Raw genomic sequence first — 13797 nt, 5'->3', positions numbered from 1 at the left:
TTTGTGCTTTATAGCGTTACCTTTTTCAAAATCCCAAACAATCAATACCCGTTGTTACCTGGAGGATATTAATGAGCAAACCTAAAGTCTTCGTCACGCGCAAGTGGCCCGAGTCTGTTGAAGCCAAGCTTAAAGAACTTTATGACGTTACTTTAAATGAATACGACCGTCCGCTGTCTGCCGCTCATTTCAAAGACGCATTGCAAAACTACGATGCCGTCTGCCCGACCGTTTGCGACTCATTCCCGGCGGATGTCATTAATGTCCCGAACAAACGCTGCAAAATCCTGGGCAATTTCGGCGTCGGCTTTAACCATATCGACATCAATGCCGCTAAGGAACAAGGCCTGGTCGTCACCAATACGCCCGGCGTATTGACCGAAAGCACGGCCGATATCGCCATGACCTTATTATTGATGTCGGCCCGGCGCGGCGCCGAAGGCGATCGGTTGGTCCGCTCCAGACAATGGACCGGCTGGTGCCCGACACATATGATGAGCTCGGATGTCACGGGCGCCACATTGGGCTTGATCGGTTTCGGCCGCATCGCGCAAGCCATGGCGCGAAAAGCTCATCATGGTTTCGGCATGAAAATCTATTATTTCAGCCCGCGCGCTGCAGATCAGCACGTTGTTGATGACCTGGACGCGACCCGTTGCGATACCATTGAAGCGCTTCTGCAAATCTCCGACTACGTTTCATTGCACTGTCCGGGCGGTGCCGAAACGCGTCATTTAATCAATGAAGAGCGGCTTAGCCAGATGAAGCCGACAGCTCATTTGATCAATACGGCCCGCGGTGATGTCGTCGACAGTAAGGCATTAATCAGAGCCCTGAAGGAAAAAAGAATCGCCGGCGCCGGCCTGGATGTTTACGAAGGTGAGCCCAACGTTGACGAAGGATTTCTGACGCTGGACAACGTATCGTTACTGCCTCACTTAGGCAGTGCCACCATTGCTACGCGCACGGCCATGGGCGAAAAAGTACTGGCAAATCTGGCAGCTTTTTTTGCAGGCCAGGAGCCGCCCGATCGGGTCGTTTAATTAAAAAAGGGCGGGTTAAACCGCCCTTTTTTGTTTCCACAGAAAAAACGTCTAAAGCAAATGCCTGACCGAATCCCTTTCCTGTTTTAATTCAGCCTCCGTAGCCTTCATTCTTTGCATACTGAATTCGTTGATATCGAGCCCTTTGACGATATTGACCTGACCATTAGCGACTGTAACAGGATAAGAATACACCAGACCCGGCTCGATACCGTAGCTGCCATCCGACAATAACGACATACTGACCCAATCGCCTGCCTTGGTGCCCAAGATCCAGTTGCCCATCTGATTGATCGCGGCATTAGCCGCCGATGCGGCACTGGACTGCCCGCCTCTGGCTTTAATGATTGCCGCGCCGCGCTGCTGAACGGTAGGTATAAACTCGTTGACAAACCAGTCATGCTCAACCAGCGACAAGGCATCCCGGCCTTTGACCTTGGCATGATGCAGATCAGGGTACTGCGTAGTAGAATGGTTGCCCCAGATGGCCATGTTTTTTACATCGGATGGCAGCACGCCGCACTTCTCGGCCAACTGACTTATCGCCCGGTTGTGATCCAGCCGGCTCATGGCGGAAAAATTCTCCGGCCTTAAATCCGGCGCGTTGCTGATAGCGATCAAGGCATTGGTATTGGCCGGATTGCCTGTTACCAGTATTTTTATGTCTCGCTTGGCGACTTCATTTAAAGCCTTGCCTTGGATTGCGAAAATCTCTGCATTAACTTCCAGCAAATCTTTTCGTTCCATGCCGGGTCCGCGCGGGCGTGCACCAATTAAAAAAGCATAATCGGCATTTCTGAACGCTACTTTAGGATCGGCAGTAACTTCAATGCGATGCAGCAGAGGATAAGCGCAATCCTTCAATTCCATGACTACGCCCTGTAAAGCATTCATCGCTGGCGGGATTTCCAGCAAATGCAGAACAATAGGCTGCTCGGGGCCAAGCAATGAGCCTGCCGCCAAGCGAAATAGCAATGAATAACTGATTTGTCCTGCCGCACCTGTAACCGCAATATGAACGGGTGTTTTCATCTGTTTTCCTAGTTCCTGTAATGTTTTTCAGAACTTATGGTTAAGTTCCAAACGATCGGAAATCATATACATCCAACTCTCTTATTATTCCCGACACCACATATCTATTTAATACCCATACTATCCATACTACATGACTACAGCACAATTTTTTAAATAATAACGAAAAGCCCACGCTCCACGCAACCTAATAAGCCCTTAACCTGCAAAACAAGCCGAATTACGAGCGGCGCCCATCAATGCTGCATAAAGTAATGCTTAAATGGAGCACTGAAAGGTTTATCGAGTATAATGCCGCGATTTAAGAATCGTATTTTCAGGTAATTTTTCAACCACTTTCAGGTAAGTTAATGAAAAAACTGCTATTCCAATTCGATACAGACGCTCACCCTTCCGTTTTCGATACTGTTGTAGGCTATGATGGCGGTGCGGATCATGTAGTCGGGTACGGAGGACTGACACCGGACAACATCACTTCCCTGGTAGAAGGCACTATTTTCACGCGTGCACCTAAAGAAAAGAAAAACACGGCCATTTTCGTCGGCGGCAGCGATATGGTTGCTGGCCAGGAACTCTTTACGGCCATACAAAAACATTTCTTCCCCGGCTTCCAGGTTTCCATCATGCTGGACAGCAACGGCAGCAACACGACCGCGGCCGCAGGCGTAGCCAAACTGGCTACCAGCGGCACGATAGCCGGTAAAAAAGCCGTCGTATTGGCCGGCACAGGCCCGGTAGGCCAGCGCGCAGCCGTCATGCTGGCGCAGGAAGGCGCCGAAGTCTCGTTGACTTCCCGCTCGATGGAGCGCGCCGTCCAGGCCTGCAACGCCATGAAAGCGCGCTTCGGCGTTGACTTAATCCCTGTGGAAGCGACTGATAACGAGGCCAGGGCCAAAGCCATAGAGTACGCGAATATCGTTTTTGCGACCGGCAAGGCGGGTGTCGAACTGCTCACGGTCGAGCAATGGCAACACAACCCCCATATCGAAATGATGGCTGACGCCAACGCGACGCCACCGGTCGGTATCGGCGGCACCGACATGATGGATAAAGGCATCGAGCGCCACGGCAAAATCATCTGGGGCGCCATCGGCTTTGGCACCTTGAAGCTGGCGTTACACCGCGCCTGCATTGCCAAACTGTTTGAAGACAACAGACAGGTTTTTGATGCCGAAAACATCTTTGCTCTCGCTATGGAAATGGCTTGACCGTCCTGCAGAGCCCGATATGAGCAATTATGCCAATCAAGCCTCAATCGAAACCATCAGAAAAAATGCACTCAGCATTTTTCAGGCCGGCATTGAGGCTGCCGATCCTTATAAAGCCGTTAAGCGCAGCCTTGCTGCTGACAATCATCATATCGAAATTCGGTTAAATTTAAATGACGGCAATCAGAAACGCATAGGCAGATGGTCAAAAGTCCACCTGATCGCCTTCGGAAAAGCGGCCTGCACCATGGCCAGGGCTGCGCAGGAAATTATTCCAGCGCATTTGCTGGCAGGTCGAGGCATTGCCGTAACTAACTATGAAAATGAAACGGCCATCGATAATTTTGATGTCATCGGCGCGGCGCATCCGTTGCCTGATGCGGCAGGGCTCAAAGGCGCGCAATTGATTGCCGAGCAGGTGCGCAGCGCACAAAAGGATGAACTCGTGCTGGTGCTGGTCAGCGGCGGCGGTTCGGCGCTGATCCCCTATCCGGTGCCATCGATTACGCTGACTGAGAAGATCGCCACGACGGATCTGCTGCTGGCGTCTGGCGCCAACATCAACCAGATCAACTGCGTACGCAAGCATCTGTCCCGGATCAAAGGCGGCGGTCTGGCCAAAATGGCGGTGCCGGCCGATCTGCATGCGCTGATTTTATCCGATGTCCTGGGAGACGATTTAAGCGCCATCGCCAGCGGACCTACCGTACCAGACCCTACGACATTCGCTGACGCCATCGATGTTTTCAAAGCCAAAGGCGTATGGGGCCAAGTGCCCGCCAATGTTCGGCGCCATCTGGAACAGGGACTGCAAGGCAACCTACCCGAAACGCCAAAGCCGGGCGACAAAGCCTTCAAGAATACCGCTTATACGCTGATCGGCAGCAATGCCATCAGCGTCAGCGCGATTATGAAAGCGTCCGAAGTCCTTGGTTACGAAGCCAAGCTGTATAGCGATCATCTCTGCGGCGAAGCCAGAGACGAAGCTGAAAAGTTAGTCATTCATGTCAAGCAGCTCATCGCTAACGGCATTGCAAGACCGGTTGCCCTATTGGCAGGCGGCGAAACGACAGTCACGCTGAAAGGCAGCGGACGCGGCGGCCGTAATCAGGAAATGGCGCTTGCCTTTGCCTGCGCTGCCGAGAAACATGGCTTAACAGGCAACTGGACCTTTCTGAGCGGCGGCACTGACGGCCGCGACGGCCCGACCGATGCAGCCGGCGGCCTGGTTGACCCAGACACGATCCAGCGCATGCGGCACGCCGGCATTGACCCGCTAGCGCTGCTGGATAACAACGACGCCTATAACGCCTTAAAGACCGCCGGAGACTTGCTTGACACGGGCGCAACCGGGACCAATGTTGCCGACCTGCAGGTATTACTGATCCATCCACAATCTTGAATACAAAAACTCTATATCGGGAGACATAAATGTTTAAAAAATCCATGACAATCGCCGGTTTTGATGACGAGTTGTTCCGGGCGATGGAAGAAGAGCGTCGCCGTCAGGAAGATCACATCGAGCTGATTGCCTCCGAAAACTATACCAGCCCGCGCGTGATGGAAGCCCAAGGCTCTCAATTGACCAACAAATATGCAGAAGGCTATCCCGGCAAGCGTTATTACGGCGGTTGTGAATTTGTCGACAAAGCCGAACAGTTGGCAATTGACCGCGCCAAGGAACTGTTTGGCGCCGATTACGCCAACGTACAACCCCACTCCGGTTCGCAAGCCAACATGGCCGTGTTCATGGCGCTGGTTCAGCCCGGCGATACCATTTTAGGCCTGGCGCTGTCCGATGGCGGCCATTTGACGCACGGTGCCAAACCCAACTTTTCCGGCAAGATCTACAATTCCGTACAATACCACCTGGACCCGAAAACCGGCCTGGTTGATTACGATGAAGTCAGACGTCTGGCGCAAGAACACCGCCCCAAAATGATCGTGGCCGGCTTCTCTGCCTATTCGCGCGTCATGGACTGGGCGCTTTTCAGGGAAATCGCCGATGAAGTCGGCGCTTATCTGTTTGTCGATATCGCGCACGTGGCGGGTCTCATCGCCGCTGGTCTGTACCCCAACCCGATGCCTTATGCCGACGTTGTCACCAGCACCACGCATAAAAGCCTGCGCGGCCCTCGCGGCGGCCTCATTATGTGCAAGAGCAACCCGGAACTGGAAAAAAAGCTCGATTCCAATATCTTCCCGGGCATTCAGGGCGGTCCTTTGATGCACGTCATTGCGGCCAAAGCCGTGGCTTTCAAGGAAGCCATGCAGCCTGAGTTCCGCATTTACCAGCAGCAAGTCATCAAGAATGCCAAAGCCATGGCCGAAGTCTTCATGAATCGCGGCTTTGATGTCGTTTCGGGCGGCACCGACAATCACCTGATGCTGGTTTCGCTGATTCCCAAAGGCATCACCGGCAAAGCCGCCGACGCCGCCTTGGGCAGGGCGCATATTACCGTTAATAAGAATGCCGTGCCCAACGACCCTCAATCGCCATTTGTCACCAGCGGCATTCGCGTCGGCACGCCTGCCCCGACATCGCGCGGCTTTAAAGAGCCGCAAATGATCGAAATCGCCAATCTGATGTGCGATGTCATGGAAAACATGGAGGACGAAAACGTCATCGCCGCAGTCCGCGAAAAAGTCAGCATACTGTGCGCTCGCTTCCCTGTGTACGGCGAATAAGCTGTAAAACAGATCAAGCCCTGGGCCTGCTTCATATCCGATGAAGCAGGCTTTTGACGTTTATTGAATTGAAAAATCACATCAGATCGGGAGGTACCATGTCTGATATCGAAATCGCGCAGAAAGCGAACATGAAGCCCATCATCGGGCTGGTCAAAGAGCAGTACGGCATTGACGCCGAGCATCTGGATCCTATAGGCCATTACAAAGCGAAAATGTCACTGGAATACGTCAACAGCCTCAGCGACAAGCAAGACGGCAAGCTGATTCTGGTGACCGCGATCAGCCCGACGCCGGCCGGCGAAGGCAAAACCACCACCACGGTGGGCCTCGGCGATGCCCTGAACCGCATCGGCAAAAAAGCCATGATGTGCCTGCGCGAACCCTCCCTAGGCCCGTGCTTCGGCGTCAAAGGCGGCGCTGCCGGCGGCGGTTATTCGCAAGTCGTGCCGATGGAAGACATCAACCTGCATTTTACCGGCGATTTCCATGCCATCGGCGTGGCGCACAATCTGCTGTCAGCCCTGATAGACAACCACATCAACCACGGCAACGAGTTGGACATCGACCCTCGGCGCATCCAGTGGAAACGCGTCGTCGACATGAACGACCGCGCCCTGCGCAATATCGTCGTCGGCATGGGCGGCCCTGCCAATGGCTATCTGCGCGAAGACGGTTTCGATATTGTCGTCGCTTCCGAAGTCATGGCAATTCTGTGCCTGGCGACTAGCCGCGCCGATCTGAAAGAGCGCCTCGGCCGCATCGTGATCGGTTATAAATCCGACAAAGTGACACCGGTTTATGCCCGCGACCTGAAAGCGCACGGCGCCATGGCCGCCCTGTTAAAGGATGCGATCAAGCCGAACCTCGTGCAAACGCTGGAAAACAACATCGCGATTATTCACGGTGGCCCGTTCGCCAATATCGCGCATGGCTGCAACACGGTCACGGCCACCAAAACTGCCCTGAAACTGGCCGACTATGTGGTTACCGAAGCCGGTTTCGGTGCCGACCTGGGGGCCGAGAAATTCATCGACATCAAATGCCGCATGTCCGGCCTGACGCCGTCGGCCGTCGTGCTGGTCGCCACGGTCAGAGCGCTGAAATTCCATGGCGGCGTGGCCCGGGAAGAACTGAATGTCGAAAATCTGGCGGCCCTGGAAAAAGGCTTTGAAAACCTGGAACGGCACCTGAGCAATATCAACAACCATTACGGCCTACCCTGCGTAGTCTGCATCAATCATTTCACATTCGATACCGATGCCGAAATCGCCTTGCTGAAAGCGAAATGCGAAGCCCTGGGCGCCAAATGCGTTGTTTCCAAACATTGGGCTCAAGGCAGCGCCGGCGCCGAAGAACTGGCTCGGGAAGTCGTCAACATCGTGGATAACCGCGAACCGGGCTTCAGCTATGTTTATGACGAAAACCTGAGCCTGTGGGAAAAAATCGAAGCCATCGCCACCAAGCTGTACGGTGCGGCGGGCGTTACGGCCAATGCCAAGGTCAAGGGGCAATTGGCGGCCTGGGAAGCCGACTATGGCAAATTCCCGATCTGCATGGCGAAAACGCAAATGTCATTCTCAACCAATCCAAACGCCAAAGGCGCACCTAGCGGCCATACGGTCGAAATCAGGGATGTCAGGCTGGCCAATGGCGCCGGCTTCATCGTCGCCATTGCCGGCGACATGATGACCATGCCGGGCCTGCCTAAAGTGCCGGCGGCGGAGCGGATCGATATTGACGATGATGGCAAAATTACCGGCTTGTTCTAGGTTTTACCGTATACACTAGCCCGCCATTAAAAAGCCCCTGCCGGCCTGTACCGGCAGGGGCTTTTTATGTTTAACAAGCGACTTAACCGGCGTAATACCCCTTAAGTCCCTGCATAACCGCCTCTTTATCGATATCCGCGCCCATATTGATCATGGCATCGGCGAAGCGGCCGACAATCTCGCTAATCGCTTCAACGGTCAATTGATTCAGGATGCCGATACGTATTTGCACAGGCTCCGATAAGGTTGTCCAGATTGCAAAGCCTTCGGCGCGGCAATTGGCGACCAGCTCTTTTTCCTTGCCTGCCAGCTTGCCGGGCAAATTCAGCACGACCAGGCTGGTCATGTTGGAAGTGACTTCACAGCCCATCGCTTGAACGGCTTGCCTCAATGCCGCCTCATGATAAGCGTAATCGGCCGCTTTCTGCTTGACCGTATGCGTCAGCAGAATCCGCAAGGCTTCATGAAACGCCGCCACGGCATAGGACGAATGCGTACGGTGATAAACCGGCGCCGCATCCTGACCATTCACAATCCCCCAATGGCGCGCTTCCAGAATAGGATGATGCACATACGTGTAACAGCCGCGCTGAGCTAAAAGATTGATCGCTTCATCGCGGAAACTAACCGGGGCATAAGTCAACGGCAGGCTCAATACGCCTTTTTGCGGGCAAGACGCCCAGGCCACGATGGCCGGATAGTCATCGATGCTGAAGTCGGCGACGCCCAGACTGGACACGGCATCGACAATGCCCATGACGCCATGTCTGGCACAGGCGTCATTGAAACCTTGCAAGTCATTGACACGTCCGCTGCCGGTTTCCCAATGAGCCATGAAGGCCCACATAGGCTTGTGCTTGGCCAGTTCCGCATCGACGATTTCACCGGTCACGGATTGTCCATGCGGCACATCGACGATCCTCACATTGGCGGGCTTCGGATTTAAAGGATCGGACGCCAAATCCTGGAGGCTGGACGCTTTCATGCGAATCGCCTGCCCGTCAATGCCGCTAAAAGTACCGTTAACGAACGCGACGACTTTATCGCCCGGAAGGATCAGGCTAAATGCGCAATCGAGGCCGCTGAAACCGGTACCGGCAACACCAAAGGTATGGATGTTTTTTGTACCCCATGCTGCGCGGAGCATCTGCTTCGCTTCAATCATCCCCCTCACGACATCGGCTTGCATATGGTCGGCAACGCCGGTTTTGCACAAGCGTTCGAGCACTCTAGGGTCTGTGTTGCCGGGACCAGGGCCGGCGGCTAATGTATTGGGAATTTCCAAAGCTGGAAAGATAGTCATTTAAAACTCCTAATTACTGTATAACGAGAGAATAGAGGCAGAACCGATCCACCGTGTCTACCATGATGCACGGCCTGAGCCGTGCATCATGGCAAAAAACAGTTAACTGAGCCTTATATCAGACCCGCCAATTGTGGCTGAGTTTTAGATAAACTCATAAATTGACTGTTTAGAAGCGAAAATGACTCAACTACAGGCATTTTCGCCGGCTATTTCACCAGACTCAGCAGAATACCGGCGGCCACGGCCGAGCCGATCACGCCGGCCACGTTCGGGCCCATGGCATGCATGAGCAGGAAGTTGTGCGGATTGCTCTCCAGGCCCAGCTTGTTGGCCACGCGCGCGGCCATCGGCACGGCCGAGACGCCGGCCGCGCCGATCAGCGGGTTGATCAAGGTCTTGCTGAACTTGTTCATCAGCTTGGCCATCAGCACGCCGGCGGCCGTGCCGATCGCGAACGCCGCCGCGCCCAGGGCCAGAATCCCTAAGGTCTCCAGCTGCAGGAACGCCTGCGCGCTCAGCTTGGAGCCGACCGACAGGCCCAAAAAGATCGTCACGATGTTGATCAGCTCGTTCTGGGCCGTCTGGCTGAGCCGGTCGACGACGCCGCAGGCGTTCATCAGGTTGCCGAACGCGAACATGCCGACCAGCGGCGCCGCCGACGGCAGCAACAAGGCCGTCAAGGTGATCAGCAGCAGCGGAAAGACGATCTTTTCGGTGCGCCCGACCGTGCGCATCTGCTGCATCTCGATGCGGCGCTCGGCTTCCGTGGTCAACGCGCGCATGATCGGTGGCTGGATCAACGGCACCAGGGCCATGTACGAATAGGCCGCGACCGCGATCGCGCCGAGCAGGTCCGGCGCCAGGCGCGAGGCCACATAGATCGCGGTCGGGCCGTCGGCACCGCCGATGATGGCGATGGCCGCCGCATCCTTCAGGCTGAATTCAAGGCCCGGCACGATATTCAGCGCCAAGGCGCCCAATAAGGACGCGAAGATGCCGAATTGGGCCGCGGCCCCGAGCAGCAGGGTCTTCGGGTTGGCCAGCAGCGGCCCGAAGTCGGTCATGGCGCCGACGCCCATGAAGATCAACAGCGGGAACAGCCCGCTCTTGATGCCGAAATACAGGTAATAGAGCAGGCCGCCCTCGTCGTTGATGCCGGCCATCGGGATGTTGCTGAGAATGGCGCCGAAGCCGATCGGCAGCAGCAGCAACGGCTCGAAGCCTTTCTTGATGGCCAGAAACAGCAGCAGAAAGCCGACCAGCATCATCAGCGCCTGGCCGCCGGTCAGGTTGTACAGGCCGGTGCTCTGCCAGAGTGAAAGCAGGTTTTCCATGGGTGAGGTCTCGTCTGAATAAGCAGGGAAGCCCAGCCCGAGGCGGGGCCGTTATTCTTGTTATAGGCTGATCAGCACATCGCCGACCGTGACGGCCGCCCCTTCCTTGGTATGCACGGCGCTGACGATGCCGCTGGCCCGCGAGCGCACTTCGGTCTCCATCTTCATGGCCTCCATGATCACGACCACGTCGCCTTCGGCCACGGCGCTGCCGGCCTGCACCAGCACTTTCAGGATCGTGCCGGCCATCGGCGCCTCGACCGAGACGCCGTTGCCGGCCACGGCCGGGGCGCTGACTGCGGCCGTGAGCGCCGCCGGCTGAATGCTCAGCGGCGCGCCGCCGGGACCGACCGAGACGTTGAAATGGCGGCCGTCGACGTTGACGCTGTAAGTCTCCACGGCGGCCGCGCCAGCCGCTTTCGGGGCCGGCGTCGGGATGGGGGCTGCGGCCGGGGCGCTGCCCGGCGCCGGCTCGAAGGCGTCAGGCTTGCCGCGGTGGGCCAGGAATTTCCAGCCGACCTGCGCGAACAGGCCGTTGATCAGCGCGTCTTCCTCGACCTGTTCGCTGAGCTGAACGCCTTCGGCCCGGGCCTTGTCCTGCACGTCGGCGATCAGCTTGGCCATTTCCGGTTCCAACAGGTCGGCCGGCCTACAGCTGATCGGCTCGGCACCGTCCAGCACGCGCGCCTGCAGCTCGGCGTTGACCGGGGCCGGGGTGGCGCCGTATTCGCCTTTCAGGACGCCGGCCGTTTCCTTGGTGATGGTCTTGTAGCGCTCGCCGGCGATGACGTTCAGCACGGCCTGGGTGCCGACGATCTGCGACGTCGGCGTGACCAGCGGGATGAAGCCCAGGTCCTCGCGCACGCGCGGGATCTCGGCCAGGACCGCATCGAACTGGTCCTCGGCGCCCTGTTCCTTGAGCTGGCTTTCCATGTTCGTGAGCATGCCGCCGGGCACCTGCGACACCAGGATGCGCCCGTCGACGCCTTTCAGGCTGCCTTCGAACTGGGCGTATTTCTTGCGCACGGCGCGGAAATAGGCCGCGATCTCTTCCAGTTGGGCCAGGTCCAGGCCCGTATCGCGGTCCGTGCCCTGCAGGCTGGCGACAATGGTTTCGGTCGCGGTGTGGCCATAGGTCATGCTCATGGAGGAGATGGCCGTGTCGACGTTGTCGATGCCGGCCTCGGCCGCTTTCAGGATGGCGCCGGTGCTCAGGCCCGTTGTGGCATGGCACTGCATGTGGATCGGGATGGCGACGCTTTGCTTCAGGCGGCTGACCAGCTCGTAGGCATCATAAGGCTTGAGCAGGCCGGCCATGTCCTTGATGCAGATCGAGTGCGCGCCCAGGTCCTCGATCTGCTTGCCCAGGTCGACCCACATGTCTAAGGTATGCACGGGACTGGTCGTGTAGGAGATCGTGCCTTGGGCGTGGGCGTCGGTCTGCAGCACGGCCTGGACCGCTCTTTGAATGTTGCGCATGTCGTTCATGGCGTCGAAGATGCGGAACACGTCGATGCCGTTGATGGCGCAGCGCTCGACGAAGGTGTCGACGACGTCGTCGGCGTAATGGCGGTAGCCGAGCAGGTTCTGGCCGCGCAGCAGCATCTGCTGGCGGGTATGGGGCATGGCCGCCTTCAACTGGCGCAGGCGCTGCCAGGGGTCTTCGCCCAGGTAGCGGATGCAGGCATCGAACGTGGCGCCGCCCCAGGTCTCCAGCGACCAGTAGCCGATCTGGTCGAGCTTGGCGCAGATCGGCAGCATGTCGTCGATGCGCAGGCGCGTGGCCAGCAGCGATTGGTGGGCGTCGCGCAGGACGACTTCGGTGATGCCTAACGGCTTAGGGTTGTTGTTTTGTGCCATGCTTTAACCTTTTGGGGTTCAATTCGCGGACCTTTGGGGTCGGTTTTAGTTGATGGGAATGTGGAGCGCGCAGCCTGTCCCCCACGGCGCAGGCCTACGCACATATCATCCGGCGGTATGCCGGACACCGAAATCATTAATGCCGGGATCGGTACTGATGCACAGCCGCACTAATCGCGGCGATCACGCTAGCCTCAGTACCGGCGCCAGCCGCTGGCCGGACTGGACTGGCAGCCGGCGGCGCATCCGGAAAATAGCGCTGCACCAGTGCCGACATCAGATTCATGGCCAGCACAAGCATGGCCAGAAACAGGAAAACGAGGCCCATACCGACCATCATTAACTCTATCCCGCTCATCATCAGTTCTGTCATAGTGTTAAACCTTGCTGTTTAAAATTATCCGCCCATTATCCATAAAACTCATACTCTAAACAAACTCAGATAACTAAATTGATGATTTTTTTGGATTAGCATCAGCATTAACTTATAATAATCATCAATCATACTTTTCCTAAATAGTGAATTTTCGTGTAAAGTAGCGGTCTCTAAGCTGGCAGTTTTATTGCTATGAAAACTGCTGAAGGTCTGCATTTGTATTTTAAGAGTTCGGTAATTAATGTTATCACTAGCTAGTATTGGAACTGCTGCCCTGTTTATGATCGCGCTTGGTGTGGTTCTGGCAGCAATTCTGGCTATCGCAAGTAAAAAATTATTTGTCTATGAAGATCCCCGAATTGACGCCGTAGATGAGATGCTCCCGCAAGCTCAATGTGGTGCTTGCGGCGTTCCCGGCTGTCGTCCTTTCGCCGAAGCGGTTGTCGCCGGCGTTCGAAGCCCTTCCGGCTGCACCGTCAACACGCCTGAAGCCAATCAGTTGATTGCCGACTACATGGGCGTTGACGTAGGCAGTCAGGAAAAAGTCGTCGCGCGCCTGGCTTGCGCCGGCGGAACCCATGTCGCTTACAAACGCGCCGAATATCAGGGATTGAAATCCTGCCAGGCCGCATCGGTGATTGCCGGCGGCGGCAAAGGTTGCAACTGGGGCTGCCTGGGCCTGGGCGATTGCGCCGATGTCTGCGATTTCGACGCTATATATATGGACGAGCATGGGCTGCCTATCGTCATTGAAGATAAATGCACGGCCTGCAATGATTGCGTCGTCGTCTGTCCCAAAGATTTATTCTCCCTGCAACCGGTCAGCCATCAATTGTTCGTTGCCTGCAAAAGCCTCGATGAAGGCGATGAAGCGCAGCACGAATGCGAAGTCGCCTGTACGGCCTGCGGCAAATGCGCCGTCGATGCGCCTAAAGGCTTAATCGAAATCAAAAACAATCTGGCCGTTATCGATTATGCCAAGTACGCAGATTTCACGGTAGACCGAACGCCGATAGAACGCTGCCCGACTGGCGCTATCGTTTGGATAGACAGTAAATTGGGCACGACCCGTTCCAGCCACGGCAAAGAATCGAAGAAAAAGGTTCTACGCACGGAATCACTGCCTTTGGGCTAACCGAATTTTTTCACATTATTTAATTCTACAAAACGCTTGAACC

11 protein-coding genes are annotated in these 13797 nt (G+C 56.0%); 6 read left to right on the top strand and 5 right to left on the bottom strand.

The annotated features are described in order from the left end of the window. The first annotated feature begins 71 nt into the window (after nucleotides 1-71). The gene (locus tag ACTNE6_RS04145; RefSeq protein ID WP_442498704.1) at nucleotides 72-1043 is read left to right on the top strand and encodes a 2-hydroxyacid dehydrogenase; all 972 of its coding nucleotides are present in this window, start codon (nucleotides 72-74) and stop codon (nucleotides 1041-1043) included. Between the two features lie 51 nt (nucleotides 1044-1094). Here ACTNE6_RS04145 and ACTNE6_RS04140 read toward each other — a convergent pair whose 3' ends face one another. After that, the gene (locus tag ACTNE6_RS04140) at nucleotides 1095-2075 is read right to left on the bottom strand and encodes a malate dehydrogenase (protein ID WP_442498703.1); all 981 of its coding nucleotides are present in this window, start codon (nucleotides 2073-2075) and stop codon (nucleotides 1095-1097) included. Between the two features lie 350 nt (nucleotides 2076-2425). On the opposite strand from ACTNE6_RS04140, the gene ACTNE6_RS04135 reads away from it, so the two are divergent. The 4 genes from ACTNE6_RS04135 to ACTNE6_RS04120 all read left to right on the top strand — a co-directional run bounded on the left by ACTNE6_RS04135 (nucleotide 2426) and on the right by ACTNE6_RS04120 (nucleotide 7743). Next, entirely contained in the window at nucleotides 2426-3283 is an 858-nt protein-coding gene (locus ACTNE6_RS04135) for an NADP-dependent methylenetetrahydromethanopterin/methylenetetrahydrofolate dehydrogenase (RefSeq protein ID WP_442498702.1), read from the top strand. Between the two features lie 19 nt (nucleotides 3284-3302). Then, a complete protein-coding gene (locus ACTNE6_RS04130) occupies nucleotides 3303-4685 on the top strand; it encodes a glycerate kinase type-2 family protein (RefSeq protein WP_442498701.1) in 1383 nt (460 codons plus the stop codon). Nucleotides 4686-4714: 29 nt separating this feature from the next. Continuing rightward, nucleotides 4715-5971 carry a serine hydroxymethyltransferase gene (glyA, locus tag ACTNE6_RS04125; protein WP_194970263.1) on the top strand — a complete coding sequence of 419 codons (1257 nt, stop codon included), beginning with the start codon at nucleotides 4715-4717 and terminating at the stop codon, nucleotides 5969-5971. A 98-nt stretch (nucleotides 5972-6069) separates the two neighbouring features. Then, complete coding sequence (locus ACTNE6_RS04120; protein ID WP_442498700.1) at nucleotides 6070-7743, top strand: formate--tetrahydrofolate ligase; 1674 nt, start codon at nucleotides 6070-6072, stop codon at nucleotides 7741-7743. Between the two features lie 82 nt (nucleotides 7744-7825). Here the strand turns inward: ACTNE6_RS04120 and ACTNE6_RS04115 are convergent, their stop codons facing one another. The 4 genes from ACTNE6_RS04115 to ACTNE6_RS04100 all read right to left on the bottom strand — a co-directional run bounded on the left by ACTNE6_RS04115 (nucleotide 7826) and on the right by ACTNE6_RS04100 (nucleotide 12616). Then, nucleotides 7826-9046 (bottom strand): aminotransferase, encoded by a 1221-nt coding sequence (locus tag ACTNE6_RS04115; RefSeq protein ID WP_442498699.1) that lies wholly within the window; start codon nucleotides 9044-9046, stop codon nucleotides 7826-7828. Nucleotides 9047-9255: 209 nt separating this feature from the next. Further along, a complete protein-coding gene (locus ACTNE6_RS04110) occupies nucleotides 9256-10383 on the bottom strand; it encodes a sodium ion-translocating decarboxylase subunit beta (protein WP_442498698.1) in 1128 nt (375 codons plus the stop codon). A 60-nt stretch (nucleotides 10384-10443) separates the two neighbouring features. Then, the gene (gene oadA, locus ACTNE6_RS04105) at nucleotides 10444-12243 is read right to left on the bottom strand and encodes a sodium-extruding oxaloacetate decarboxylase subunit alpha (RefSeq protein WP_442498697.1); all 1800 of its coding nucleotides are present in this window, start codon (nucleotides 12241-12243) and stop codon (nucleotides 10444-10446) included. 136 nt (nucleotides 12244-12379) lie between these two features. Beyond that, nucleotides 12380-12616 (bottom strand): OadG family protein, encoded by a 237-nt coding sequence (locus tag ACTNE6_RS04100; RefSeq protein ID WP_194970939.1) that lies wholly within the window; start codon nucleotides 12614-12616, stop codon nucleotides 12380-12382. A 244-nt stretch (nucleotides 12617-12860) separates the two neighbouring features. On the opposite strand from ACTNE6_RS04100, the gene ACTNE6_RS04095 reads away from it, so the two are divergent. After that, nucleotides 12861-13754: a (Fe-S)-binding protein gene (locus ACTNE6_RS04095; protein ID WP_228779176.1), complete on the top strand. Its 894-nt coding sequence runs from the start codon at nucleotides 12861-12863 to the stop codon at nucleotides 13752-13754. The last annotated feature ends 43 nt before the right edge of the window (nucleotides 13755-13797 follow it).

It is taken from the genome of Methylobacter sp. sgz302048, from assembly GCF_052162025.1.
Lineage (GTDB): Bacteria > Pseudomonadota > Gammaproteobacteria > Methylococcales > Methylomonadaceae > Methylobacter.
Note: the sequence above shows the minus strand (reverse complement) of the source record. Positions and strands in the feature narration are given on the sequence as shown.

Coding starts and splice junctions, on each gene's coding strand:
- ACTNE6_RS04145 (WP_442498704.1), top strand. CDS start 72: ATGAGCAAACCTAAAGTCTTCGTCACGCGCAAGTGGCCCGAGTCTGTT.
- ACTNE6_RS04140 (WP_442498703.1), bottom strand. CDS start 2,075: ATGAAAACACCCGTTCATATTGCGGTTACAGGTGCGGCAGGACAAATC.
- ACTNE6_RS04135 (WP_442498702.1), top strand. CDS start 2,426: ATGAAAAAACTGCTATTCCAATTCGATACAGACGCTCACCCTTCCGTT.
- ACTNE6_RS04130 (WP_442498701.1), top strand. CDS start 3,303: ATGAGCAATTATGCCAATCAAGCCTCAATCGAAACCATCAGAAAAAAT.
- glyA (WP_194970263.1), top strand. CDS start 4,715: ATGTTTAAAAAATCCATGACAATCGCCGGTTTTGATGACGAGTTGTTC.
- ACTNE6_RS04120 (WP_442498700.1), top strand. CDS start 6,070: ATGTCTGATATCGAAATCGCGCAGAAAGCGAACATGAAGCCCATCATC.
- ACTNE6_RS04115 (WP_442498699.1), bottom strand. CDS start 9,046: ATGACTATCTTTCCAGCTTTGGAAATTCCCAATACATTAGCCGCCGGC.
- ACTNE6_RS04110 (WP_442498698.1), bottom strand. CDS start 10,383: ATGGAAAACCTGCTTTCACTCTGGCAGAGCACCGGCCTGTACAACCTG.
- oadA (WP_442498697.1), bottom strand. CDS start 12,243: ATGGCACAAAACAACAACCCTAAGCCGTTAGGCATCACCGAAGTCGTC.
- ACTNE6_RS04100 (WP_194970939.1), bottom strand. CDS start 12,616: ATGACAGAACTGATGATGAGCGGGATAGAGTTAATGATGGTCGGTATG.
- ACTNE6_RS04095 (WP_228779176.1), top strand. CDS start 12,861: ATGTTATCACTAGCTAGTATTGGAACTGCTGCCCTGTTTATGATCGCG.